The following is a 25,703-nucleotide window of genomic DNA, read 5'->3' as shown; positions in this document are numbered from 1 at the left end:
TCTCAGGAGGTGACGGAGAAACCGTCGAAGACCGCTTGGAGCGTCTCGCCGGGGTAGTACGCGTTGACCGCGCTGGCGACCATGCCGGCGTCCTCGGTGCCGGACGCCGAGGGCACGTCGGCGGTGCCGACGGTGGTCCAGGCGGAGCCGTCCTCGCTGGCGTAGGCGGTGTAGGTGGTGCCGTCGCGCACGAGCTTCAGGTAGGCGGGGTGGTAGGTGGATCCGCCGCCGGCCCAGGTGTCGAGGACACCGTCGCCGTTGCTGTCGGTCAGGAACTCCAGGCCGTAGGTGTTGGACATGGTGAGCACCGCGTAGCCGCCCTTGGCCGGGGCGGTCAGGTCGTCGGCGAGGGCGATACCAGCCTTGCCGGCCGGGGTCGTTCCGGTCTGGGAGACCAACTCGGTCTGGACGGTGGCCTGTTCACCGGCGGAGTCTGGCAAGTAGACGGCGCCCTTCTCGTCCTTCCAGCCGGACAGGTCCTGCCCGCCCGCCCAGATAGCGAACTGGTGGCCGCCCTGGGCGTATTGGGCGTCGTCGGTCGTCTGCGTCGTCCGGTACGGCTCCGAGACGCTGCCCGGTGTCGGTTCCACGGTGGCCTGGACGGTGGCGTCGACCTCGGCCGTACGGTCGTAGGTCACCGTGCCCGTCAGGTCGTGGCTGCCCCACTTGGCGTCGGCGGGCGGGGTGACCTGCCAGGTGGTGGTGAGCGAGGCACCGGGGGCCAGGCTCCTGGCGGTGGACTTGGTGGTGGTGGCTGTCCAGCCGGTGGGAACGCCGAGGGCGGCGGCGACGCCGCTGATGGCGTGGCTGCTCCAGTTGGTCGCGGTCGACGTGACCTCGAAGGGCGCGCCGATGCCGGTGCTCGGTGCGTCCGGGGTGAGCAGGACGGACGCGGCCGGGACGTCGTCGCGCTTGAGCGCCCTGATCGCCTTCAGGGCTCCCTTGGCGCCGAGCCGTACGAACGCGGGGGTCACACCGAGGGGAGCGGCATAGCCCTTGAGAGTCGCCGGGCCGTGCAGGAGCGTGCCGTGGTTGACGTCGTACCAGGTGCCGGACGGCAGGTGGACCGTGCGGGTCGTGCCGGCGGCGAGCACGGGGGCGGCCAGTACGGCGGGGCCCAGCATCCACTCGTCGCTCACCGTGTAACTCGCCCGGTCCTTCGGGAAGTCGAAGAACAGCGGGCGCATGATGGGGTCGCCGGTCTTCAGGGTCGCCTGGACCTGGTCCCAGATGTACGGGGCGAGCCGCTCGTGCGCCTTGACGGCCGCCGCGTACAGATCGACGGTCTGCCGGTCGTAGGTCACCTTCTGGCCGGTGGTGACGTCGGTGGTCTCCACGGGTGAGGTGGAGGAGTACATCAGTGGCATGAGCGAGGCCGACTGGGCCCACCGGATCAGGACGTTCTTGCTCGGGGCGGGCTGGCCGCCGGAGCCGCCGATCATGTCCGACTCGACGAACGGATAGCCGATGGTGGAGATCGCCAGGTTCTGGCCGGCCGACGCCTTCAGCGACTCCCAGCCCGTGCCCTTGTCGACCTGCCGGGTGACGAAACCGGCCTGGTGGGCGGTGGAGCTCCAGTGGACCCGGATGCCGGCGCCCTGGAGGTCGTACTCGTCGGCGAGTTCGGTGCCGAGCTTCTGGTAGTCGGTGGCCTGGTAGCCGTCGCGCGGGGCGCACTTCTCGTCGAAGAAGCGGGTGTCGAACTTCAGGCCGTCGATGCCATAGGCGTCCATGAGCTTCTTCAGGTTGTCCTCGTACCAGGCCTTGGCGTCGGGGTTGGCGAGGTCCACGATCCCGGCGGTGCCGTTCCACCAGGTCACCTGGCAGGGTTTGGCGGGGTCGGCGGCGTCCTTGAGGAGATAGCCGTGGTCGGCGGCGTACTGGTAGTTGTCCGAGTCCAGGTTGATCCAGAGGGTGACCCAGATGCCGAAGTCGAACCCCATCGCGTGGATCTTGTCCGACATGGCCTTCGGGTCGGGGAAGGTGGTGGGGTCGAAGGTGAGGTTGCCGTACTCGGACTCCCACCTGTCGTCCAGCTGGATGGTGTGCCCGTCGAGGCCGTTCTCGTGCAACTCGGTGGCGTAGTTGAGGAGTTTCTGCTGGTCGACCTTGGTGTAGAACTGCGCCCAGGAGTTCCACAGCGGCTTCGCGTACTGCTCGTAAGTGGCATCGCTCTGCTTCGGCTTGCCGACGATGCCGATGTAGTCGCGGTAGACCGCGCGGGGCGTCGACTCGACGAAGACGGTGGCCCTGTAGGTGTCGGCGGAGTCGACGGTGAAGCGGCCGAGGCCGTCCTTGCCGGCGTTGATGTCGACGTTCATGGTGTCGCCGGTGTCGACCCTGAGCCCCGTCGACGAGGACGTGTACCAGAACGGGTCGATCATGTTGTACGACGCCGGGCCGAAGCCGCTGTGCTCCACCTGCCCGCTGTCCAGCGGCCACGGCTGGTCGGTGCCGGGGCCGCCGACCGGGGTCTCGGCCTCGCCGTGTCCGTACCAGTGGCCCGCCGACTTCAGGTCGTAGGCGAGGCCGAGCTGCTTCGGGCTGTCGACGCCATTGACCTCCCAGTCGAGTTGGTAGCGGTCGGCCTTCGGGGTGATCCGGGCCTTCACGGTGGTCCCTGTGAGTGTGGTGTCGGCGGTGACCGTCAGGACGCCGTTCTTCCAGGTCCAGGCGGTGACGTCGGTGGTGTGCTGCCAGGTGCCGTCGGACGAGGTGAAGCGGAGGGCGCCGGTGTCGCCGGAGGCGGTGGCGAGCACGGTCGTGCCGGCGCGGCGCGTGGTGAGCGACAGCTCGGCGGTGGCCACGTCGAGGGTGTAGCCGGCGGCGTCAGCGGTGGCCGGCACGGACACGATGACGGCGTCCTTGCCCCGGGTCACCTTCGGCGCGGTGGCGGCGGCAGCGGCGGGGCGGGCTGTGGCCGTGGCCGTCTCCGTGCCGACCACCGCGGCCGCCGGGCTGACACCGGGCGTCAGTAGGGCGGTGGTCAGGGCGGTGGCGGTCAGGATGCCGCCGGGGCTGCTCAGTCGGGCATGCACTCGTGTCCTCCTGTCGGACAGGACGGTGGCTCGGTGGAGCGGCGATGTGTCGTGCATCGTGGGGGGTGTGGGCGTGCGGGCCGAGCGACGTGCCGACGGCCCGATGTACAGACGGCGCAGCATGCTCAAGGGCACTGCATATGAATGAACGCTGATGCAAGATTCAGAGCGATTTCGCTCATGTTCTTGCGTGGTGTCTCACGTGTCAACAGGCGGTGCACAGGGTTCGGGAAGACATCCGATGGGTGGCACGGAGCGGCTGCGCCGCTGGTGGCGGACGGCCGCCGGGCCCGTGTAAGCGATGCGACGAGCCCGGCGGCCGGTGGGAGCGGTTCGTAAAATCTGTGTGAACGAGCGTCAGGTGAGGATCACGGAGCGGGTCAGATGGCGCGGGTTGTCCGGGTCGAGGCCGCGTGCCGACCCGAGGGCGACGGCCAGTCGCTGCACCACGACCAGGTCCGCCAGGGGGTCACGGCCGAGTGCCACCAACCGCCCGCCCGTGCGGGCGATCTCGGCGGCCAGGCCGGACGGCACGGCCGCCGGGTCTCCGAACCACCACGCCACCCGGCCCGGTCCGGTGATGCTGATGGGGCCGTGCCGGTACTCCATCACCGGGTAGGCCTCCGTCCAGGCGCCGGCCGCCTCGCGCATCTTCAGCGCGGCCTCCTGGGCGATCCCGTACGCCCAGCCGCGCCCCAGAAACGTGAACTGCTCCGCCGTCGTGAGCCAGGTCGGCAGCGGTTCCGCCAGCGCGGCGTGCCCCTGCTCCGGCAGATGTTCCAGGTCCTCACCCAAGTGGGCTCGCAGGAGCGCCAGTTCGGTGCTTGCGAACCGGGTCTGGACCACCGAGGTCTCGTCGGCGAAGTCGAGTACCACGGTGGCGTCCGCCAGTTGCATCACCGGGGTCCGCGGATCGGCGGTGACTGCGGTCGTCGCGGCCCTTCCGTGCAGTCGGCCGAGCAGCTCCAGCACCTCCGTCGTGGTGCCGGAGCGGGTCAGCGCGACCACCCGGTCGTAGGGCCGCCCCGCCGGCATCTCCGAGGCGGGGAAGGCGTCGGTCTCTCCCTGGCCGCCCGACTCGCGCAGTACCGCGTACGCCTGGGCGATGAACCAGGACGTCCCGCAGCCGACGACGGCCACCCGCTCGCCAGGCCGGGGCAGCGCCGCGGCGGGGCCGTCCTGACGGTGTGCCAGGGCGACGGCCCGCTCCCAGCACTCGGGCTGCGTGCCGATCTCGATCTCGGTCTGACTCATCGGATGATCTCCCGTCTCGGGCGCACGGCGTGACCGATACGTGATCCGGCGGCCCTTGACACCGTGCGTGAATTGTTGCGCATGATGATTGTTAATGATTGATAGCACTGCTGATCGCGCATAAACAAGCACGGGACTGGACATGGTCACGTGCATCACTGCGCACAGAGGAGGTACACCGTGAGACGGCACCTCGTGGGCGTCGCCGGGGGCCTGGCCCTGGCCCTGACCGTCGCCGGATGCGGCAAGGGCAGCGCGTCCGACAGCGGCGGGTCCGACGGCAAGACGATCAGGTTCGTCGCGGCGAAGTACGACGACGACACCGAGCCCTACTGGAAGGCGCTCATCAAGGAGTTCGAGGCCGCGAACCCCGGCTACCGGGTGAACCTCGAGGTCGTCGACTGGGAGCAGATGGACTCCAAGGTCAAGACGTACGTCCAGACCAGGCAGGAGCCCGACATCCTCAACTACAACAAGTTCGCCGACTTCGCCCGGGACGGCCTGGTGTACCAGGCGAAGGACGTCGTCTCGCCGCAGGTGCTCGCCGACTTCCTCCCGGTGTTCAAGGGGAACGCCGAGTACAAGGGTGCCCAGTACGGACTGCCGTTCATCTCCAGCGCGCGGCTGTTCTTCTACAACAAGGACATCTTCGCCAAGGCGAACATCTCCCAGCCCCCCACCACCTGGGCCGAGGCCGAGGCCGACGCCAAGAAGATCAAGAAGGCCGGTTACATCGGCCTCGGATTACCGCTGGGGGCCGAGGAGGCCCAGGCCGAGTTCCAGATCTGGGCGATGAACAACGGCGGCGGCTGGACGGACGCCTCAGGCGCGTGGGCGATCGACCAGCAGGCCAACATCGACACCCTCGCCTACCTGCGGAAACTCACGAAGGAAGGGGTCACTCAGCCCAACCCGGAGACGACCGACCGCAAGGACGTCTTCAACGAGTTCGCGCAGGGCCGGATCGGCATGCTCAACGGCGCGGTCTTCCTGCGCAAGGGCTTCATCGACCCGGTCAATGCCAAGCTGAACTACGGTGTCGCGGCGCTGCCGAGCGAGGACGGCACCACCCACAAGACCCTCGGAGTCCAGGACTACCTCGTCGCGTTCAAGAAGAACGGCGGGGCGGACAAGCCGGCGGTGAAGAAGTTCCTCGACTTCTTCTACGAGAAGAAGAACGCGGCGAAGTTCGTCTCCACCGAGGGCTTCCTGCCGGTCACCAAGTCCGCCGGGGACGCGCTCAGTTCGGACAGCCGGAACGCCGCGTACTACAAGCCGTTCGTCGACGCCCTGCCCGACGCGGAGTTCGCCCCCACCGACGATCCCGCCTGGGCCGCCGTCGACGGCGCCGTGAAGCAGCGCATCGGCAGCGCCGTCGCGGGCGGCGATCCGGCGAAGGTCCTCGGCGAGATACAGCGGACCGCGCAGAAGGGAAGCTGACGCGGTGACCGTCCACGACGTCACCACTGGCGCGGCCGGGGCGGGAACCGACAAGGCCCCGGCGGCGCCGGTACCGCCGCCACCGTGCCGCCCCCGCAGGCGAGGGCGCCTGCGAGCCTGGGAGCCGCTGCTCTGGCTCGGCCCCGCGACCGCGCTCATCCTGGCCATGGTCGTCTGGCCGGTGGTGGAGATGGTCCGCACCTCCCTGACCCGGGTCAGCTCCACCGGCCTGTCCCAGGGCTTCGCGGGTCTGCGCAACTACACCGACCTGTTCGCCGAGGACGACCTGCCCGGAGTACTGCTGCGCACCCTGATCTGGGTCGTCGGGGTGGTCACGGTCACCGTCCTGCTCTCCCTCGGCCTCTCCCAGCTGCTCGACTCCCGTTTCCCGGGGCGCCGGCTGGTGCGCTGGGCGCTGATCGTGCCGTGGGCGGCGTCCGTACTGATGACGGCACTCATCTGGCGCTGGATGCTCAACTACTTCTACGGCGTGGTCAACCGAGTCCTCATGGACCTGGGCGTCCTGGACGCGCCCGTCAACTGGCTGGCCCACCCTGGTCAGGCGTTCGCCGCCATGATGGGCGTCGCGGTGTTCGTGTCGCTGCCGTTCACCTCGTTCGTCCTGCTGGCCGGTCTGCAGGGCATCCCGGCCGAGGTGTACGAGGCGGCCCGGGTGGACGGTGCCGGACCGCTGCGCGCCTACCTGTCGATCACCCTTCCGCTGCTGCGGCCGTCGCTGCTCGTCGCCGCGATCATCAACGTGATCAACGTGTTCAACTCGTTCCCCGTCATCTGGGCCATGACGCGTGGCGGCCCCGGCTTCGCCACCGACACGACCACCACCTACCTCTACAAACTCGCCTTCGACAACCAGGCCGTGGGGGAGTCGGCCGCCATGGCTGTCGTCAACTTCGTGCTGATCCTGGCGGTCGTGCTGGTGTACCTGCGCATCGTCAACCCGCGGGAGGAGACCGGATGAGGCTGCGTACCGTCCTGCTCACCGCCGTGGGGTGGCTCGTCGCACTCGCCTTCCTCGCGCCGTACGCCGAGATGCTGCTCACCGCCCTGCGGCCCACCTCCGAACTGATGGAGTCCCCGCCGTCCTATCTGCCCGGCCGGTGGGAGTGGTCCAACTTCTCGGCCGTGTGGAAACTCACCGACCCGCCGGTCACCGACGCGCTGCTGTTCTCCCTGTACGTGGCGGGGGCGGCGACGTTGCTCACGCTGGCCGCCGCGCTGCCCGCCGCGTACTTCACGGCCAGGCACCGGTTCCGGGGACGGAAGGCGTTCCTGCTGCTGGTGCTGGTCACCCAGATGTTCGCGCCGACCGCGCTGCTGGTCGGCATCTACCGGGAGATGGTCGGTCTCGACCTGACCGACACCGCCGAGGGCCTCATCCTCGTCAACGCGGCCTTCAACCTTCCGTTCTGCATCTGGATCCTCAACGCTTACTTCGCGAGCATCCCGAAGGAACTGGAGGAGGCCGCCTGGCTCGACGGCACCGGGCGGTTCGGCGCCCTGACCCGTATCACCCTGCCGCTCGCGCTCCCGGGTGTGGTGACCGCGCTCGTCTACACCTTCATCGGCGCGTGGAACGAGTACGTCGTCGCCCTCACCGTCACCTCGTCCGGCAACCGCATGACCCTGACCCGGGCCATCCCCGGCTTCGTCACCGCCTACCACGAGCAGTGGCAGTACCTCTTCGCGACCTCGCTGGTCGCGATCGTGCCCGTGGTGATCCTCTTCGTCTTCGTGGAGCGTTACCTCATCAGCGGTCTGACCGCCGGCGGGGTCAGAGGATGAGACGGCCGAGACGGATGGGACGGCCGAGACAATGGGGCGTACGGCCGCGTCAGGAGCGGATCACCTCCACACCGGCCGCCTTGAACGGCTCGGTGAGCGCGTCGGACGCGGCCTTGTCCGTCACAAGCACATGAATGTCCGTCACCGGGCAGATCCGGGCGAAGGCCCGCCGGGCCAGCTTGGAGGAGTCGGCGACCACGACGACCTGCTGGGCGCGGCGGGCGAGCGCCCGGTTTATGCTCGCCTCGCCCTCGTGCTGCGCGGTTGCCCCGTGGGTCACGTCGATGGCGTCCACACCGAGGAAGACCTGGTCCAGCGCGATCTCGGTCAGGAGCTCGGTGGCCAGCGGTCCGATCAGCTCGTACGACGCCGGGCGGGCCACCCCGCCGGTCACCACGAGCTTGACGTGACGTCGTACGACCAGCTCGTTGGCGATGTTCAGCGCGTTGGTGACGACGGTGACGGCGGTCTCCGCGCCGCCGGAGCTCAGGTCCGCGCGGGTAGCCAGCGCGCGGGCCACCTCGGTGGTGGTCGTGCCCCCGTTCAGCCCCACCACGGCGCCGGCCTTCACCAGGCCGGCGGCCGCATGGGCGATGCGCTCCTTCTCCGGGGCGTTACGGGCGGCCTTGTAGCGGAGCGGGAGGTCGTACGCGATCGCGTTGATCACCGCTCCGCCGTGCGTACGCGTGACCATCTGCTGCCGGGCCAGCTCGTCCAGGTCGCGCCGGATGGTGGCGGCGGAGACCCCCAGCTCGGCGGCCGCCGTCTCCACGTCGATGCGCCCGTCCCGGGTCAGCAACTCCAGCAGCGCGCTCCACCTGGCCTGCGGTGCCACCATGTTCGTCGCTCCCTGTCGGTGGCGAGCGCGGGTGCACGCGCGCCGAGATACACGCGCCGGACCGGGCGCCTGTGTGCGAAGCCATGAAAAGCCATGGCGTCTTTGGGCATTTTATGGCCCTCAATCGAGCAAATTCACGCAACGCGAATGTTCACCCATGAGAGATCGGCAGTTTCCCATGCCTCTGGTCCCCACCGCCGAACTGGTCCGTTCCGCCCGCCGCGGCGGACACGCCGTCGGCGCCTTCAACGTGATCACCCTGGAGCACGCCGAAGCGGTCGCCGAGGGCGCGGAAGCCGCGGGCTCCCCGGTGATCTGCCAGATCAGCGAGAACGCGGTGCGGTTCCACGGGGGCAGACTCGAACCGATCGCCCGGACCACGGCTGCGGTGGCCGAAGCGGCCGGGGTGCCGGTCGCCCTGCACCTGGACCACGTCACGGACGAGGAGCTGCTGCATCGCGCCGCCGACTGCGGCTTCGGTTCCGTCATGTTCGACGCCTCGGCGCTGCCGCACGCCGCCAACGTCGCGGCCACGCGTGCCGCGGCGGCCTGGGCACACGCCAGGAACCTCTGGCTGGAGGCCGAGCTGGGCGAGATCGGCGGCAAGGACGGGGTACACGCGCCGGGCGTCCGTACAGACCCCGGTCAGGCCCGCGAGTTCGTGGCCGCGACCGGGGTGGACGCGCTGGCGGTGGCCGTCGGGAGCGCGCACGCGATGACCACCCGGACCGCTCGGCTGGACCACGACCTGATCGTCCGGCTGGCGGCGACGGTTCCGGTGCCCTTGGTGCTTCACGGCTCGACCGGAGTCCCGGACGCGGAGCTGCGGCGTGCCGTGGCGGGCGGCATGGTGAAGATAAACATCGGGACCGCGCTGAACGTCGCGTTCACCGAAGCCGTCCGGGGGACCCTGGCGGCGGACGCCACGGTGGTCGATCCGCGCCCCGCGCTGAAGGCGGCACGCCGGGCGATGGCCGCTGCGGTCACGCACGCGCTGCGCGTCATCCGCGGGTAGACGCTCAGCCGTGGACACGGAGTGGGAGCGCGTCAGGGGCGATGCTCCATCCCGGGACCAGGGACGGAGCATCGCCGCGTTGGAATGGGAATCCGCTGTGTGAGGGTTCAATCCCCTTGGCTGAACCGGCGAACACGGCTGCTTCTGTGGTGAGCGTCCAACCCATCGACCCCAGGGGCCATTGAGGGGTCACAAGGACGGGAACACATAGACAAGCGCCACACAGGACTGACGCGAATCAGCACGCTTGACCTGGGAAATCGGCCAAGATGAGCGTTGCTCGGCAAGTGCCGCCAAGATCCCCGGCGGACTCATAATCCGTCGGCCGTGGGTTCGAGTGCCACCCGCCCCACCATTCGCTGTGCGAGAAGAACCGTTCCGGGCAGGCACTTTCCTGGTCGGGGCGAGAGCATGAGGGGCCTGGCGACCCTGAGTCGCTCACGATTTCATGATCGTCTGAACAGATTCTGGGCGCCGATTCCGGTGAAGTCGGGCGTGGTGCTTATGGTGTATTTCGAGTCGGTGTCGGGCAAGCCCCCGACGGCTCGCCCCGCAGTGAAGAGCGGGCCCATGACGCCCGGCGCGCCTCCCTCGTGTGGTCTGTTTGTGATCGATGGCCGCGCTCGATGTTGGTTATGTATCTTGGTTGCATACATCGTGGATGTTGGAGGTGCCCGATGTCCGTCACACAGATTGATCTCGACGACGAGGCGCTGGCCGAGGCCATGCGGCTCATGGGTGCCACGACGAAGAAGGAGACCGTCAACGCGGCGCTTCGGGACTACGTGGCACGGATCAGGAGGCTTGAGGCCGCGGAGAAGTTGGCCGCGCGAGGTGAGCGCGGCGAGTTCGAGCAGGCCGCGGCGGCGCATGAAGCCGAGAAGCGTGCGCGGCGCGAGGCCTTCGAGTGATCACGTATCTGGTCGACACCTCGGCTCTGTGGCATCTGTTCCGTACCCCAGGTGCGTTGCGTCCCTGGGAGGGACACATCGCGGCCGGGGTGTTCCACCTCTGCGAGCCGACGCGGGCCGAATTCCTTTACTCGGCGACCAGCCCGTCTCACCGAGATGAGCTGGCCGAGGAACTGGACGCCCTCTGTCTGCTCTCTCCGGTTCCGAAGAACGCCTGGCGTTGGGTCGACTCCGCCCAGTACAAACTGACCCAGAGGGGCCAGCATCGGGTGGCTGGAGCGATCGACCTGTTGGTGTGTGCGACAGCTGTGCACCATGGGCACACCGTTCTCCACGTGGACAACGACTTCGCGACGGTGGCCGGAGTTCTCAAGGAAGTCCAGCAGCGAGACGCACGAGTCTGAGCCAGTTCACGAAGGCACAGCTGACCGGCGGCCTCCGAAACGGCCTTCCGCCATTCTCCGGATGTCACGTCCTCGCGAAGGCGGATGCGCGTGTCCGTTGGCCTCTGGTGGGGATCGGCGATCGTGATGAGTGTGGCGGCCAGGGCGGCGTTGGCCCGGTAGCCGGCCCAGGTCCACCAGCGCACGTCGGTGTCGCGCCCGCCCCTGACAACCACTGTTCCATCGGGGTGGGCCAGTTCCGAACCGCTCTCGCGCGCTTGGGTGAGCGCGCTCTCAGCTGAGGGCGCCCCCATGTCCAGGTGGCCATCATGTAGGGCCTTCGCACGGGCCTGGACAGGTGGACCTGCTTGTTTGAGGCTCTCGATCTGCCGCACTTCGTCCTCGGCCCGCTCCGGCTCCTCGGCGTCGAGCCGGGCGAACGCTTGGTTGGCCTTCTCGTGCGCGTGGAGGACCTTGCTTCGGGGGCGGCCCCGGCCCCCATGCGCTCGGTCGGGTAGCTGTGGGTAGCCGGATCGAGCTGCTGCTCCGGCTGCCCGCCCGATGATCGTGCGGTTAGGCGCCCCGCGCGTTCGTGAGCCCGAGCTGCGCGCAGGCCAGGAGCGCCACCTCGATGTCCAGACGGTGTTCGGTGAGAGGGTGGCCGAGTATCTCCTCGGCCTTGCGTACGCGGTAGTGGACGGTGTTCTTGTGGACGTGCATCCTGGCGGCGGCGTCGGTGAAGCTGCCTCGTGCGTCGAGGAAGACCTGCACGGTTTCGCGCAGGCGGACGGTGGCCTCGTCGTCGCGCATGAGGTCGCCGAGCACGCGTCCGGCCCAGGCTCTGACATCGGCGAGATGGTCGACGAGCAGGCCGGCCAGCCCGACCTGGGAATGAAGGAAGAGCGCACGGCCGGGGGCGGCCCCGGTGGCTGCGACGTCACGGGCACGCTGCGCGTCACGGAACGTCTGCCGGAATCCGTCGAGTCCGGGAGACGGGTCACCGACGGCGACGCGGAGGACCGGGTGCCTGCCCAGTTCCTCTTCGAGCCGGTGGACGTCGAGGACCGGCTTTCCGACGGAGGAGATCCACGCCCAGCATGTCTGTTCGTCCGTGGAGATCGTCAGTGGGGCCTTGCCGGTTGCCGCGCCCAGTATCGCCGCGCTTGCCCGGAGCCCTGCCGCGGCCGGGGCGGGTGTACCGGGCTCGGCCCAGATGATGGCGGCCAGATGCCATCCGCGCAGCGAGGTCGAGAGCATTTTCTCGGCCGAGACCAGGTCGAGCCCTTCCGTGTCGAGCACCGCGCGGACCTGGGCGGCGCGGGCGGCGTCGGAGCGGGTGTCCCACCGTCTGCGTTCGTTCTCGTAGATGTCGATCAGGCCCTCGATGACCTGGTCGATGTAGCTGTTGACCAGGAGCGTCATCCGGCTGGTCGTGGCCAGCGCCTCGTCGGTGGAAAGCTCCAGGCGGCGCAGATAGGTCATGACCCACTGCGCGAACATGTGTTCGCCGAGGCGGTAGGCGCGCAGCAGTGCCTCCAGCGACAGGTCGTGCTGGGCGAAACGGCGTGCGTACTCCGCGGCGGCCGGCGGCACAGTGATGTCGTCGAACGAGATGCTCAGGCTCAGCATGTCGAGGATGGCCGCCAGGTTCGACGCGGTGCTGGCGACCATGAGCCGCCGTACCGCGTCGTCGTGTCGGAACTCAGGGATGACGTGGACGAACATCGAGGTCATCTCGGTGGTGAGGCTCTCGAGATCGGCCTGGATGTACTTGGCGACATCCCGCACGGTCCGGTCCGTGTCGGTGCTCATGGCTGACGGTAACCGGAAGCCCGGGGTCGGCGACAGGACTCGTCGCCATGTTCCCCTTCGGCATTCCGGCCCGACCGGTACCCAGCACCCCCGTGCCTTTGTGACGGCGGCACAAAGCCGCCCTTCCGAGCTGGGACGACGGCCCATGGCCGGCCGGGTGTGCCGTTCCTACCTTTTCCTCACTGCCTCCGTCACGGTCGACTCAATGGTGAGGAAACGTGCAGCACATCGCCGAACTGCCGGATGTCAGGGCCGCCCGGAATCCCACAGGACCCTGCATTGCGGACGATCATGAACAGCTGAACAACCGGGCATTTCTCGCTCGCGTGCGGGCCGCGACGAAATTTCTGCGCATACGAGGAATCGGTGCGGGTGACGTGGTGGCGCTGATTCTGCCGAATCGCCTGGAGCTCGTCGTCCTCATGTTCGCGGCCTGGAATCTCGGCGCCGCGGTCACGCCCGTGAATCCGGGACTTACCGACGCCGAGGCACGCCATCAGATCGAGGATTCCGGAGCGAAGGCGGTGATAACCGACGACGCTTCCCGCCCTGTCGGGACGCTCGACGTGTCCGAGGTGCCGCACGCGGAGCCCGGGGACGACGCGGACCCGGCGGACGCGGTCCCGCTCACGTCCGGCTCCCTCGCCCTGATCATCTACACGAGCGGGACCACGGGCCGCCCGAAGGGCGTGATGCTCGACCATGCCAACATCGCCGCGATGTGCCGAATGATCATCGACGGTGTCGGTTTGAACGACAGCGACCACAGTCTCCTGGTCCTGCCGCTGTTCCATGTCAACGGGATCGTGGTGAGCGTGCTGTCGCCTCTGCTGGCGGGCGGGTGCACGACGATTGCCGGTCGCTTCAGCGCCTCGACCTTCTTCGCCTCGGTCGAACGCGCCCGGCCCACCTATTTCTCCGCAGTGCCGGCGATCTACGCGATGCTGGTCGCGCTGGCCGACGACGTGCGGCCCGACACCTCCTCGCTGCGCCGCGCCATCTGCGGGGCGGCACCGATGCCCGCAGAGCTGATCGCCCGGTTCGAGCAGCGGTACGGAGTGCCGGTCGTGGAGGGGTACGGACTCTCCGAGGGCACCTGCGCCTCGACGCTGAACCCCCCGGCCGGCCTGCGCAAACCCGGCACGGTCGGGCGGCCACTGCCCGGACAGACGGTCGCGGTGATGGACGGCGAGGGCAACCTGCTGGACCGCCCAGGGTCGGAAGGCGAGGTCGTGGTCCGGGGCCCGAACGTCATGCGCGGCTATCTCGGGCTGCCGGAAGAGACCGCCAGGACCGTCATCGACGGCTGGCTGCACACCGGCGACGTCGGGCGCTTCGACACCGACGGCTATCTCGTGCTGGTCGACCGGATCAAGGACATGATCATCCGAGGCGGGGAGAACATCTACCCCAAGGAGATCGAGAACGTCCTGCACACCCATCCGGCGGTGCTGGAGGCGGCAGTGGTCGGGGCACCCGATCCGACGCTGGGCGAGGTCCCGGTCGCGCACGTCGTACTCCTGCCCGGAGCGACGCTCACCGCCGACGACCTTGTCGAACACTGCCGCGGCTCGCTGGCCCGGATCAAGGTGCCGGTGGCGGTCACTGTCACCGATGCGCTGCCGAGAAATCCGGTGGGGAAGATCGACAAACGACGCCTCCGCGCGTCGACGTCGAACTCCTAGAAATCACCCCTCAATTCACCCGTGCATTCTGGCGGGTGCGGTCCGGTGCGCCCGAAAAGCACCTGAGAACAGGGAACGAGAATCCGTAGGGAAAGGTGGCGGTAATGGGTTTCAAAACGGGTGACTTTCCTCCGGTCGAGCAAGATATATTTCTGGAAAAACCGCTTCGGGAGCGGCTGAAGGCGCTGTCCCTGCACTGGGTGGAATACGGCTTCGGCACACCGAAGATGATTCCGGCGACCTACGTCGTCAAGGTCCTCGTCCTCTACGTCCTCGGCGGTACGGCCTTGGCGACCTGGACCTCGGGCACAAGCCCCTTCTGGGACGTCACGCACTGGTGGGACGAACCGGTCGTCTACCAGAAGCTGGTGCTCTGGACGGTGTTTCTGGAGGCCGTCGGTGTCGCGGGCTCCTGGGGCCCGATCGCCGGCAAGTTCAAGCCGATGACCGGCGGGATCCTGTTCTGGGCCAGGCCGGGCACCATCCGGTTGCGGCCGTGGAAGCGGGTGCCGTTCACGCGCGGGGACCGCCGCACGGTGGGCGACGTCCTTCTCTATCTGGCCTTCCTGGGGTCCCTGCTGTCGGCCGTCCTGACGCCCGGCACTCCGAGCGCCTCGCTCACCGAGGCACTGCCGCACAACACCTCCGGGTTGGTGCGCCCGGCTCTGCTGGTGGTGCCGATCGTCCTGTATGTGCTGAACGGCCTGCGGGACAAGACGATCTTCCTGGCCGCCCGGGGTGAGCAGTATCTGCCGGCGTTGCTGTTCTTCGCCGTACTGCCGTTCACCGACATGATCATCGCGGCCAAGCTGCTGATCTGCGCGGTCTGGGTCGGCGCCGGGGTGTCGAAGTTCGGGCGCCACTTCACCAATGTCGTATCACCGATGGTCTCCAACAGTCCGTGCGTCCCGGCGAAATGGATCAAGCGGCTGCACTATCGCGACTTCCCCCGGGACATCCGCCCGTCGAAGGTCGCGACCTTCATGGCACACGTCGGCGGTTCGACCGTGGAGATCGTCACCCCGCTGGTGCTGCTGTTCTCCACGAACCACCGCCTCACGCTCGCCGCGGTGGTGCTGATGGTCGTCTTCCACTTCTTCATCGTCTCCACGTTTCCGCTGGCCGTGCCGCTGGAGTGGAACCTGCTGTTCGCCTACCTCACCGTCTTCCTGTTCCTCGGTTTCCCGGCCCTGGACGGCTACGGCGTCGGCGACATGTCCTCTCCTTGGCTGGCCGCCGCCCTCGCAGCCGGACTGCTGTTCTTCCCGGTCCTCGGCAACCTGCGCCCCGACCTGGTGTCGTTCCTGCCCTCGATGCGGCAGTACGCGGGCAACTGGGCCTCCGCACTGTGGGTATTCGCGCCCGGTGCTGAGGAGAAGCTGAACTCGCTGCCGCACCGCCCGACGAAGAACCAGGTCGACCAGCTCCGGGCGATGGGGTACCCGCCGGCTGTCGCCGAGATCACCATGCAGCAGACGATCGCCTGGCGATCCATGCACAGCCAGGGCCGTGGCCTGTTCTCGGTGCTGCTGAAGAACCTCCCCGATCTCGACCGACGGACCGTGCGCGAGGCGGAGTTCGGCTGCAACTCGCTGATCGGATTCAACTTCGGCGACGGTCATCTGCACAACATCGACCTCATCGACGCCGTGCAGGCCCGTATTGGATTCGCTCCCGGAGAGTGGATCGTCGTCTGGGTCGAGTCACAGCCCATCCACCGCGGAACTCAGAGCTATCAGGTGATCGACGCCGCCCTCGGCGTGATCGAGCGGGGCACATGGAAGGTCGCCGACGCGGTGAAGGAACAACCATGGCTGCCGAACGGCCCGATCCCGCTGAACGTCACCTTCACCCGCGAAGAGACGCCCACGGCATCGGCGGCATGCCTTCGTGCCGCGGAGGGACTGGCACCGTAGGGCAAGGACAGAACACCTTCCGGAAAGGCAGAGCCACATGAGCACAGCGACCGTGGTGGGCGCCGGACCCAACGGTCTGGCCGCGGCCGTCGTCCTGGCCCGGGCAGGCGTACAGGTCACGGTGCTGGAGGCGGCCGACCAGATCGGCGGCGGCACCCGCTCCGGTGAGGCGATCGTGCCCGGTCTGCTGCACGACCACTGCTCGGCCGTCCACCCCATGGCCGTCGGCTCGTCGTTCCTGAACGAGCTCGGCCTCGACCACTACGGGTTGCGGTGGGCGTGGCCGGAGATCGACTGCGTGCATCCGCAGGACGGCGGCTCGGCCGGGGTGCTGCACCGTTCGGTGACCGAGACCGCCGCCGGTCTCGGTGCCGACGGACGGGCCTGGCGCCGACTGTTCGAGGGACCCTCAGAGGCGTACGACGCCATCGCGGACGACATCATGGGCCCGCTCATGCGCCTTCCCCGGCATCCTGTCCGCCTCGCTCGCTTCGGCATGCCGGCACTCGCCCCCGCGTCGCTGCTGGCGAAGGCCTTCAGGACCGAAGAGGCCAGGGCACTGTGGGGCGGAGTCGCCGCGCACGCCTTCCGCCCGCTGGAGCGGCCGCTCAGCGCGAGTATCGGGCTGGGCATCCTCACCGCGGGCCACCGCCACGGCTGGGCGGTGGCCGAGGGAGGCTCACGCCGCATCACTGACGCCATGGCGGCACTTCTGCTCGACCTCGGCGGGAAGATCGAGACGGGGATTCGCGTGCGGTCGGTCGCCCAGCTTACGCCCGCGGACGCGACAGTATGGGACGTGGCGCCCACGGCCCTGGCAGACATCCTCGGCGATCTGCTGCCGACACGCATCGCCCGCGCCTACCGGCGCTACCGGTACGGCCCGGGCGCGTTCAAGGTCGACTTCGCCGTCGATGGCGGAGTCCCGTGGCAGGCCGAGCCGGCGCGGCAGGCCGGGACCGTGCACGTCGGCGGCACGTACGCCGAGATCGCGGCCGCTGAGCGGGACATCCATGCCGGACGGATGCCCGAGAGACCGTTCGTCCTGGTCGGGCAGCAGTACCTGGCCGACCCGTCGCGGTCCGTCGGCGACGTCCACCCCGTGTGGTCCTACGCCCATGTCCCGAACGGCTACACCGGTGACGCGACCGCGGCGATCATCGCGCAGATCGAGCGATTCGCCCCCGGCTTCCGCGACCGGATCATCGGCACCGCAGTACGCACCACGCCCGGCTTCGCCGAGTACAACCCCAACTACGTCGGCGGCAACATCATGACCGGTGCCAAAGACATCCCCCAGCTCGTACTCGGCCCACGCCCCACGCTGCAGCCCTACGACACCGGGGTCCCCGGCCACTACCTGTGTTCCGCGGCCACCCCACCCGGCCCCGGCGCACACGGAATGTGCGGCGCCCATGCCGCCGAACGAGCACTGCGCCACCTGGGTGGTTGATCACCGACGCCCCTTGTGTCGACGAGTCGCTGCTGGGTAGCCGGCATCCGCGCCATCAAGGTTGCCGTGGATCCACGGCTGGTGCTCGCACTCGAGCGAGGCTGACGGCTTCGGTGGCCGGCCGGCTGCCATATGCAGGGCCTGCGTGGCCCTACGTCTCGGCAATCCATCGAAAGAGGCGTTGCGAGGGTGAAGCCTCTGCACGCGGTAAGCGAATCCGTTGCGTGCGAGTCAAAGAAATCGGCACGAGTCGCCAAGATCCTCAAAGGACTCATGATCCGTCGGCCGTGGGTTCGAGTCCCACCCGCCCCACCATGCAGGGCTTTGACCTGCGGAAACGCCGGTTCTGGGCGCTGGTTCGCCAACTCTGCCTGAACGGACTGACTGATCGCTGCACAATGCGGTGCGTAGCCGTCTCAAGCAGATGATGGCGCAGGCGAGTTGAAGCAGACCCTGGCGGAGGTCGGCACGTATCTCGAAGCGGATGCGCAGGCGCTTGAACTGGTGCAGCCACGCAAAGGTTCTCTCTACCACCCAACGGGTCTTGCCCAGGCCGGAGCCGTGCGGGGCTCCGCGTCGGGAGATCTTCGGGACGATGCCGCGGGCCCACAGGAGTCGGGTACTTGTGGAAGTCGTAGCCTCGGTCTGCGTACAGGCGCTTCGGCCTGTGGCGCGGACGGCCGCGTCGGCCCCGGATGCGCGGAATCGCGTCTAGGAGCGGGATGAGCTGGGTGGCGTCGTGCCGGTTGCCGCCGGTCAGCGAGACGGCGCGGGGTGCCGTGGCGGTCGACGATGACGTGGTGCTTGCTGCCGGGACGGCTGCGGTCGACCGGCGAAGGCCCCCTGTGTGCCCCCCTTTGAGCGCCCTGATGTCCGAGCCGTCGATCGCGCAGTCGTCCATGTCCAGCAGGCCGGCACGTCGCAGCTCGACGAGCAGGGCCTCATGCAGGCGGGGCCATACCCCGGCCTCGGTCCAGTCTCGCAGTCGCCGCCAGCAGGTGACACCGGAGCAGCCGATGCGTTCGGACGGGACGTCTGCCCAGGACACGCCCTTGCGCAGGACATACATGATCCGGGCCGGCGCAGTTCGGTCGTTGACTGGCTTCCGTCCGGGAGACCGGTGACGTCGCGGCGGCCGGGTCGGAATCAGCGGTGCTATCCGCTCCCACAGGTCATCGGACACAAGATCGCTGTTCACGCAGGAAGCGTGCCAGAACAAAGCGGTTGAGGAGGCCGAATCAGCCCGGCACACTCGCCCGATGAGCCACAGCACAACGCCGGGCAGCTGGGACGGACCCTGGTACCGCGTCCACACAGAGCAGTTCGAGGCCGCGTTCCGGCCGCATGCCGGCGAGGACTTGGAGTCCGTGGACAACGTCGACGTCTTCGCCTTGTGCTTGCCCCCGCGTTCGGCCCACTGACGGCCGGGGTGCGGCATCAGGTTGAGCGGCCCGAACTCGTCCATGCAGAAAAACACTTCGGGCTCGCCGTCCTCGGGTATGACCTCGCCGTCGGCGATCGCGTTGAGGTGCTCGACCCGGGCCTTCTTGGCTGCGTAGTCCGGATCGCGGGAGGTCTTCCAGGTCTTCAGGCGTTGAAAGGAGACGCCTTCCTCGCGGAGCAGGATGCACAGGCCCTCGTGGCTGATGTCGTCGACCACCCCCTCGGCACCCAGGAAGTCCGCCAGCTTGGTCAGGCTCCAGGTGGAGAACGGCAGGTCGTGCTCGATCGGCTTCGACTTCGCGATCTTCTTGATCTCGCGCCGCTCGGGCAGCGTGAAGGTCTTCGGCCTGCCGCCCTTGTACTTCGGGTACAGCGAGTCGAAGCCGTCCATGTTGAAGTTGTGGATCACATCCATCAACTCTTTCGGCCACGCCGACCAGTTTCAGTGAACGCGCCGGTCGGGATCCGGTTCCCGATCGGCGCGTCGCGGACTGCAGGCGGCGATATCAGCCGAGGTGCCGGGCGAAGAACCTCAGCGTGCTCTCCAGCTCGAATGCCGGGATCTCCCCGTGCTTGCCGGGGTTGGCGTGCAACGTTTTCTCGGCCGAGGCCAAGGCGTCGAACAGCGCCAAGCTCTGAACCCGCGGCACCCGCTCATCGTCCCACTGCACCAAGAACTCCACTGGGACGGTGATCCGCGCGGCGGCCTCGGCCGACGCCAGCACCCCGCCCAAGCCCAGTACCGCCGCGCGGACCCGCGGTTCGGCAGCGACGAACGGAACACCGAGTCCGCATCCCAGCGAAACCCCCCAGTAACCCACCGGGCCGGCGCCTACGTGCTCGAGTTGCTGAACCGCGTCCAGGACCGCCCGCCATTCCGGCACGGTCTGGCGGGCCACGAGTGCCTGGAAGTCGGCGATCAGCGGGGCCAACTCTTCACCGGCTTCCACGCGAGCCTGGTTCTCAGTCACGATCCGGTCATACTCCTCAACCTTCGGCCGGTCACCATGGGCGGGAACGTCGACCGCCACGACCGCGAAACCGCATTCGGTCACGAAGCGGCGTGCACGAGCCAGGACGTCAGGGGCCTTCTTGTGCTGACCGCCACCGTGCCCCATCAAGACGAGCGGACTAGTGGCGACGGCACCTTCTGGCGTCCACAACACGCCAGGAATGTCGCCGAGGGTGAAGAGCTGTTCGCGGACGCCGTCGGACGACGTCTCAGATATGAAGCGCATAGCGGTTCATGCCTTTCGGGATGCCTCTGCGGGCGCTCCCTAGGCCATGCGAGGGAGGGAGGCCCGACCTGTCAAAGCGTTGATCGGTCTCACCTCCACAGTTCGCAGCAGTGCACGGCGGCAGGAACGTATCACGAAGGACTCCACCCTGGCCCGGGCAAGGATGCCGACAGGGCGAACGTTGTCTGATGCGGCACTAGCAATCAACCTGCGGAAGTCTCGCGGTTGCAGCCCGCTGAACGGGGCTATCCAATGCGGTTCCGACGCCGTGATCAGACCAGGCACCTGAAGAGATCGTTCCACACCTGTGGACCTCGGAAAGCCGCAACTCAGCGTGGGCTCTGCCGTGGCTCCACGGAACCCACCTGTTCCATGCGCCGGATCTCGCGCTCTGCCGCTTCCAAGTGCCCGAGATCGAGGGCCATCGCGGCACGCCCGGCGACGTAGAAGATGTCCTGTCGGGTCCGGCAGTCCAATCCCGGTTGGCGGCACAGGGCCAGAAACCGTACTTCGAGACTGAGTTCGATGCGGCCCATCTCGTCGCGGACGCGGACGGGGAGTGCGACGTGCCGGAGATCCTTGGCGTAGTCACGCGTCTGCCGGTCGGCCTCGTCCGGCCGGACTTCCACGGGACGATAGGGGTGATCGGCCCACTCCGTGTCAGCCCACCAGACGAGTTCGTCCAGGTGCTCCGAGGCGACCATCAAATCCGGGGGCGAGGCGGAGAGGGCCGCGTCCGCGCCGGCAACCAGCTGAGCGAGACGACGTTGCGCGTCGTCGTCCCCCGCCACGCACATCGCGATGAAGCCCGACAACACGTCGAGTCGGCGCGACACCTCCGCCCGCTGCCAGATCTCGTACAGTCCCGCCATCCACCGTTCCTTCTCCGCCGACCGCGTCTCCGCGACCCGAACCCTATGACGCGCCACCGCCAACGGGTCCAACGGTTTTCCCGGTTCAGCGAACGAACCTCCTACCAGCTCCGTGCGGCGCACGGTCTCCTCTTACGGCTCGCCTGTCCGCGAGCACGGGCTTCTTGATCATTGCGGGACAGCCCTTGGGAAGACGAGGAACGCAGTCTAGTAAAGGTATCTTTAGAAAGATACCTTTACATCATGAAACGGAGACAGCTCACCGACCCGCGCGGACTGCGGGCCTACGCCCATCCGTTCCGCCTGACGCTCATCGGGCTGCTGCGCAGGGAAGGCGCGATGACGGCCACCAGGGCTGCTGAGCTGACCGGGGAATCGGTGGCCAGCTGCTCATATCACCTGCGCATGCTTGCCAAGTACGGGCTGGCAGAGCAGACGGGGGAAGGCCAGGGCCGGGAGAAGCCCTGGCGGGCGACGTCGGCGTTCACTTCCTGGCCCGGCTATGCCGCAGACCCCGAGGTGCAGGAGGCTGCGACCGCGCTCAGCCTCGCGGTCGTCGAGCGCTACTTCACCGAGGCGACGCGCTGGCTGGAGAACCGGCACACCGAACCGGCGGACTGGCAGGAAGCGGCGCCCCTGGGAGACGCGACCATCTTCGTCACCGCCGCTGAGCTCAAGGAACTCGACGAGAAGATATGGGAGCTGCTTCAGCCGTACATCCGCCGCGCCGACGATCCAGGACAGCGTCCCGCCACCGCGCGCCGGGTGTCGTATGTGCACTTCGGGCACCCGGCGCGGGAGTTCGACGGGAAGACGCAGGATGCGACGGAAGAGCCGCGCTCGTGAGTCCGGCCGGGCGGTTACCCGCCCTGCTGCGCGAGCCGTCCTTTCGCCGGTACTGGACCGGACATACCGTCTCGCTCTTCGGAGACCAGATCACACAGATCGCCCTGCCCCTGCTCGCCGTCCTGGCTCTGGACGCAGATGCCGCGCAGATGGGGTGGCTCACGGCCGCCGGGCTCCTGCCGAGCCTGCTGTTCTCGGTGCACGCCGGCGTCTGGGCGGACCGCCGCGGCCGACGGCGCCACATGATGATCGCCACCGACCTCGGGCGGGCCATGGCCCTTGTCTCGCTCCCGGCCGTCTGGGCCCTGGGCTGGCTCGGCCTCGGCCAGCTCTACGCGGTCGCGTTCGTGGTCGGCACGCTGAGCGTGCTGTTCGACGTGTGCAACGCCGCACTGTTCATCTCCCTGGTTCCCGCCGAGCGCTACGTGGAGGGCAACTCGCTGCTCAACGGCAGCAGGGCCATGTCCTTCATGGTCGGCACCAGCGCCGGAGGAGCGCTCGTGCAGCTCCTGTCGGCCCCGGTGGCACTGCTCGCCGACACCGCCTCCTACCTGGCATCGGCCTGGCAGCTGTCGCGGATCCGTCCCACCGAACCACCGGCCGCCGCTCGCGCCAAGGGTGATCTGATAGCCGGCTTCCGCTACCTCATCCGTTCCCGGACCCTGCGCAGCTTCTACGGCGCAGTGACCACCCTCAACCTGTTCAACTTCGCCTTCCAGGCCGTCTTCGTCCTCTACGCCACCACCGGCCTCGGGCTCAGCCCCGGCCTCCTGGGTGCCGTACTCGGCAGCGGCGCCGCCGGCTCAGTGATCGGATCCCTGCTGACCAGCCGGATCGTGCGCCGGATCGGAATCGGACGGGCCACACTCCTTGGCCTCTTCGCGTTCCCCGCGCCGCTGGTGCTGGTCCCCCTGGCGCAGGGATCCGTCCTTCTCGCGGCAACGTGCCTGTTCCTCGCGGAGTTCGGCTCCGGGTTCGGCGTGATGCTCCTGGACATCGCAGGTGGATCGCTCACAGCGTCGCTGATACCCGACGCACTGCGATCCCGCGTCGCAGGAGCCAGCCGCCTGTGCAACTACGGCATCCGCCCCATCGGCGCACTGGCAGGCGGATGGCTCGGCGCAACGATCGGCCTGCGCCCCACCCTCTGGATCGCAACCCTGGGCGCGCTGCTCGGCCTGGCATGGGTACTGCCCTCCCGGATACTCCTGCGCACCATCACGCCCGTGCCGTCTCACGGCGAAGCCCAGCCGCACAGGACGTCTTGACGTTGGACACTACGGCAACCAGTGCCGCCCTATCCATCTGCCGACTGGGGATCAAAAACAGTCCCTACCAGCTCGCCAAGCTGGAGGCGACCGGTCGCATCGACCGCCGCAGCCGTGGCAGGGGAATCGCTCTGCGCGGGTGAGAGCGGTCAAAGTGCACCGGGCCATGATCTTGATAGCGGCCCGGGTGATGGTCGGTCTCGGAGCGTTAGACGAGGCGCTCGTACACGTCATGGACCTACACAAACGGGTGACGGAACGCCTGCGAGAACTGCCGCGCTGAGACACCGGACTCCGCCTAAGCGCGGGTCGCTCCTGTACTGGAAGCGCGACGCCCGCGCCCTGACCGAGGTGGTCCAGCTGCGCGCGCTCGCCCACCTCGGCCTGCACAGTTCCGCGGGGTGCGCGGGCAACCGGATGCTCGCGGCCATGGCCTGCGCCCTCGCGCCACCGGACCGACGCACCATCATCGACGACTCCCCCGAGGCGATCTCGGCCTTTCTCCGACCTCGGCCCGTGCGGGAACTTCCTGGGGTGGGCGCGAAGGCGGCCGCGGCGCTGGCCGAGCACGGCCTGCACAGCGTCGGTGACGTCGCTGCCGTCCCCCAGCTCACCCTGCAACGCCTCCTCGGCGCACGCGCTGGCCGCGCCCTCCACGAGCACGCCCACGCCCGTGACACCCAGATCGTCGACCCCACCCCGACACCGGCGAGCATCAGCACGGAACACCGCTTCGCTCGCGACGAACTCGCCCCGGCCGCTCACCGCCGCGCCCTTCTCGCCCTGGCCGAGGACCTCGGCACCCAGTTGCGTGCCGTCGACCAGATCGCTACGGGGCTGACCTGCACCATCCACTACGCCGACCCCAGGGTGCCGGCGGCACGGTGCGCGTCCCCTACCGCGGCCGCTGGGAGAAGCTCTCCACGGGCCAGAAGGCCGTCAACGTCTCCCACGCCAAGATCCGCACGGTCGGCGAACAGGCGATGGCCACCCTGAAGTCCTGGCGGCTGCTGCGCGGGTTCCGCTGCAGCACCACCCGCATCACCAACCTGGTCAAGGCCGTACTCACCCTCCACCTGGCGACCTCAAGCCGAGGTTGGAAAACCCTCATTGAATTGGGTCCTGAATCCGCCGTCGCATCCGGTGGCGGCACGGCATGGACTGTCTCCACGGCGGGGCAGGTCGAGTGCCGGGTCGCGCGCCGACGGCCCGTTCGACCAGTTCCCCGATCACCCGGCGGAACTGGGTCACGGCGACATCGCCGGCCGGCCCCAGCCGCGGAACGTCCAGGACCCGCGACCAGGAGATTCGGCCCGATTCCAGAGCGGCGACGAACGAGTCGAGCCAGAGCGACGCCCGGTTCCCGGTGGCAACGCGAGTCACATCGGGCGGTCCTCGGGCGGGTTGCCCGTCGAATCCACGACGGGGGTGACCTTGTAGCGGGGCAGGTACGCCGTCGCGAGCGCCTGGAGGGTCGCGGTGGTGGGGATGGCGATGACGGCACCGACTGCGCCGAGCAGGGCCGCTCCGGCGAGTACGGAGCCGAAGGCCACGGCGGGATGGACGTCGACCGTGCGAGCGGTGATGCGCGGCTGCAGGGCGTAGTTCTCCACCTGCTGGTACGCCGTCGCGAAGAGGATCACCCACAGGGCGTCCATGGGCTCGACCGTCAGCGCCACCAGGGTCGGCAGGGCCGCGGCCACGTACGTTCCGATCGTGGGCACGAACTGCGAGACGACGCCCACCCATATGCCCAGCGCCACCGGGTACGGGATGCCGAGGACCAGGAAGGCCACCGCGTGGGCGAGCGTGGAGAACAGGGCGAGCAGGGCCCTTGAGTACATGTACCCAGCGGTCTTGGCCAGGGCGACGGTCCAGGCCCGGTGCGCGGCCGACTGCCGTTGCGGCGGGAGCAACGACAGGGCTGCGCGGCGCAGGCGGGGGCCGTCGGCGGTGAAGTAGTACGCGAAGAGCGCGACGGTGAGCAGGTCGAAGACGCCGCCGACGACGGTGGTGGACAGGCCCCAGAGGTGGCCGGCGGCCTGCCGGGCGTAGGTCTCCACGGTTCCCGTGGGGGCGGCCAGGCGGTCCGTGGTGAGGGTCGTCCCGAACGTGGTGTTGATCCGTTCGGTCAAGGTGGTGAGCAGTGTCGGCAGACGGTGCGAGACCTCGGCCGTCTGGTTTATCAGCAGGGTGAGCACGGCGGCGGCGAAACCGGCGAGCGAGGCCGCGGTGACGACGAACACGAGCAGGGTCGCGGCGGCCCGGCCCATACCGCGGGCCTGGAGGCGGGACACAGCCGGCTCCATCACCATCGACAGGAAGAAGGAGACCAGCAGCAGCACTCCGAGACCGACGAGCTGCCGGGCGGCCCAGACCGTCATCTCGAACACCGCGGTGAGGGCGAGAGCGACGGCGATCGCTGCGGGCAGCCAGGCCGGCATCTGCGTCGAGGCCGGGTCGTTGGACTTGGACACGGTGGCGTGGC

General features: G+C 68.4%; 19 protein-coding genes and 4 pseudogenes. 13 read left to right on the top strand and 10 right to left on the bottom strand.

Annotated elements, in window-relative coordinates; translation table 11 throughout:
• Window positions 1-2: 2 nt before the first annotated feature.
• Complete coding sequence (locus AB0M11_RS13430) at window positions 3-3,038, bottom strand: TIM-barrel domain-containing protein (RefSeq protein WP_365704646.1); 3,036 nt, start codon at window positions 3,036-3,038, stop codon at window positions 3-5.
• 357 nt (window positions 3,039-3,395) lie between these two features.
• Window positions 3,396-4,292 (bottom strand): SIS domain-containing protein, encoded by an 897-nt coding sequence (locus AB0M11_RS13425; protein ID WP_365704644.1) that lies wholly within the window; start codon window positions 4,290-4,292, stop codon window positions 3,396-3,398.
• 180 nt (window positions 4,293-4,472) lie between these two features.
• Here AB0M11_RS13425 and AB0M11_RS13420 point away from each other — a divergent pair, with 180 nt between their 5' ends.
• The 3 genes from AB0M11_RS13420 to AB0M11_RS13410 are packed head-to-tail and all read left to right on the top strand — an operon-like array spanning window position 4,473 to window position 7,535.
• Window positions 4,473-5,732: an extracellular solute-binding protein gene (locus AB0M11_RS13420; RefSeq protein ID WP_365704642.1), complete on the top strand. Its 1,260-nt coding sequence runs from the start codon at window positions 4,473-4,475 to the stop codon at window positions 5,730-5,732.
• 4 nt (window positions 5,733-5,736) lie between these two features.
• Window positions 5,737-6,711: a sugar ABC transporter permease gene (locus AB0M11_RS13415; RefSeq protein ID WP_365704640.1), complete on the top strand. Its 975-nt coding sequence runs from the start codon at window positions 5,737-5,739 to the stop codon at window positions 6,709-6,711.
• Window positions 6,708-7,535: a carbohydrate ABC transporter permease gene (locus tag AB0M11_RS13410; RefSeq protein WP_365704638.1), complete on the top strand. Its 828-nt coding sequence runs from the start codon at window positions 6,708-6,710 to the stop codon at window positions 7,533-7,535. The genes AB0M11_RS13415 and AB0M11_RS13410 overlap by 4 nt, the downstream gene beginning before the upstream one ends.
• 49 nt (window positions 7,536-7,584) lie before the next feature.
• On the opposite strand, the gene AB0M11_RS13405 is transcribed toward AB0M11_RS13410, so the two are convergent.
• Window positions 7,585-8,373, bottom strand: a complete 789-nt coding sequence (locus tag AB0M11_RS13405; RefSeq protein ID WP_365704636.1) for a DeoR/GlpR family DNA-binding transcription regulator — start codon at window positions 8,371-8,373, stop codon at window positions 7,585-7,587.
• 178 nt (window positions 8,374-8,551) lie between these two features.
• Between AB0M11_RS13405 and AB0M11_RS13400 the strand changes: the two genes are divergently transcribed.
• The 3 genes from AB0M11_RS13400 (at window position 8,552) to AB0M11_RS13390 (ending at window position 10,703) form a co-directional block, all read left to right on the top strand.
• Entirely contained in the window at window positions 8,552-9,388 is an 837-nt protein-coding gene (locus AB0M11_RS13400; RefSeq protein ID WP_365704633.1) for a class II fructose-bisphosphate aldolase, read from the top strand.
• 677 nt (window positions 9,389-10,065) lie between these two features.
• Window positions 10,066-10,299, top strand: a complete 234-nt coding sequence (locus AB0M11_RS13395) for a type II toxin-antitoxin system VapB family antitoxin (protein ID WP_033530157.1) — start codon at window positions 10,066-10,068, stop codon at window positions 10,297-10,299.
• On the top strand, window positions 10,296-10,703 hold the full coding sequence (locus AB0M11_RS13390) for a PIN domain nuclease (RefSeq protein ID WP_365704630.1): 408 nt from the start codon (window positions 10,296-10,298) through the stop codon (window positions 10,701-10,703). Before AB0M11_RS13395 ends, AB0M11_RS13390 begins: the two co-directional genes overlap by 4 nt.
• A gap of 552 nt (window positions 10,704-11,255) precedes the next feature.
• Here AB0M11_RS13390 and AB0M11_RS13385 read toward each other — a convergent pair.
• Window positions 11,256-12,494, bottom strand: coding sequence for a helix-turn-helix domain-containing protein (locus tag AB0M11_RS13385; RefSeq protein ID WP_365704628.1), 1,239 nt, complete (start codon window positions 12,492-12,494; stop codon window positions 11,256-11,258).
• A 218-nt stretch (window positions 12,495-12,712) separates the two neighbouring features.
• Between AB0M11_RS13385 and AB0M11_RS13380 the strand changes: the two genes are divergently transcribed.
• The 3 genes from AB0M11_RS13380 (at window position 12,713) to AB0M11_RS13370 (ending at window position 17,548) form a co-directional block, all read left to right on the top strand.
• On the top strand, window positions 12,713-14,179 hold the full coding sequence (locus AB0M11_RS13380; protein WP_365704626.1) for an AMP-binding protein: 1,467 nt from the start codon (window positions 12,713-12,715) through the stop codon (window positions 14,177-14,179).
• A gap of 104 nt (window positions 14,180-14,283) precedes the next feature.
• The gene (locus AB0M11_RS13375; RefSeq protein ID WP_365704624.1) at window positions 14,284-16,095 is read left to right on the top strand and encodes a DUF3556 domain-containing protein; all 1,812 of its coding nucleotides are present in this window, start codon (window positions 14,284-14,286) and stop codon (window positions 16,093-16,095) included.
• 37 nt (window positions 16,096-16,132) lie between these two features.
• On the top strand, window positions 16,133-17,548 hold the full coding sequence (locus AB0M11_RS13370) for an NAD(P)/FAD-dependent oxidoreductase (RefSeq protein WP_365704622.1): 1,416 nt from the start codon (window positions 16,133-16,135) through the stop codon (window positions 17,546-17,548).
• A 231-nt stretch (window positions 17,549-17,779) separates the two neighbouring features.
• On the opposite strand, the gene AB0M11_RS13365 is transcribed toward AB0M11_RS13370, so the two are convergent.
• The 5 genes and pseudogenes from AB0M11_RS13365 to AB0M11_RS13345 form a co-directional block, all read right to left on the bottom strand.
• Window positions 17,780-18,100 (bottom strand): transposase, encoded by a 321-nt coding sequence (locus AB0M11_RS13365; RefSeq protein WP_365704678.1) that lies wholly within the window; start codon window positions 18,098-18,100, stop codon window positions 17,780-17,782.
• Window positions 18,101-18,227: 127 nt separating this feature from the next.
• Window positions 18,228-18,674 (bottom strand): annotated as a pseudogene (locus tag AB0M11_RS13360) (transposase); the annotation flags it as partial.
• Window positions 18,675-18,938: 264 nt separating this feature from the next.
• A pseudogene (locus AB0M11_RS13355) lies at window positions 18,939-19,403 on the bottom strand (helix-turn-helix domain-containing protein); the annotation flags it as partial.
• Window positions 19,404-19,497: 94 nt separating this feature from the next.
• Entirely contained in the window at window positions 19,498-20,229 is a 732-nt protein-coding gene (locus AB0M11_RS13350; RefSeq protein ID WP_365704620.1) for an alpha/beta hydrolase, read from the bottom strand.
• A gap of 329 nt (window positions 20,230-20,558) precedes the next feature.
• Window positions 20,559-21,101, bottom strand: a complete 543-nt coding sequence (locus tag AB0M11_RS13345) for a hypothetical protein (RefSeq protein WP_365704618.1) — start codon at window positions 21,099-21,101, stop codon at window positions 20,559-20,561.
• Window positions 21,102-21,344: 243 nt separating this feature from the next.
• Here AB0M11_RS13345 and AB0M11_RS13340 point away from each other — a divergent pair, with 243 nt between their 5' ends.
• From AB0M11_RS13340 to AB0M11_RS13325, 4 genes and pseudogenes are all read left to right on the top strand, one after another.
• Entirely contained in the window at window positions 21,345-21,947 is a 603-nt protein-coding gene (locus AB0M11_RS13340) for a helix-turn-helix domain-containing protein (RefSeq protein ID WP_365704616.1), read from the top strand.
• Window positions 21,944-23,215 carry an MFS transporter gene (locus AB0M11_RS13335; protein ID WP_365704614.1) on the top strand — a complete coding sequence of 424 codons (1,272 nt, stop codon included), beginning with the start codon at window positions 21,944-21,946 and terminating at the stop codon, window positions 23,213-23,215. Before AB0M11_RS13340 ends, AB0M11_RS13335 begins: the two co-directional genes overlap by 4 nt.
• Before the next feature lie 417 nt (window positions 23,216-23,632).
• A pseudogene (locus AB0M11_RS13330) lies at window positions 23,633-23,779 on the top strand (hypothetical protein); the annotation flags it as partial.
• Window positions 23,780-23,983: 204 nt separating this feature from the next.
• Window positions 23,984-24,306, top strand: a pseudogene (locus AB0M11_RS13325) (transposase family protein); the annotation flags it as partial.
• 288 nt (window positions 24,307-24,594) lie between these two features.
• Here the strand turns inward: AB0M11_RS13325 and AB0M11_RS13320 are convergent.
• Entirely contained in the window at window positions 24,595-25,692 is a 1,098-nt protein-coding gene (locus AB0M11_RS13320; protein WP_365704612.1) for an AI-2E family transporter, read from the bottom strand.
• Window positions 25,693-25,703 lie beyond the last annotated feature (11 nt).

It is taken from the genome of Streptomyces sp. NPDC051987, assembly GCF_040680735.1.
Classification (GTDB): Bacteria; Actinomycetota; Actinomycetes; order Streptomycetales; family Streptomycetaceae; genus Streptomyces.
This window is presented reverse-complemented; position numbering and strand designations above follow the sequence as displayed.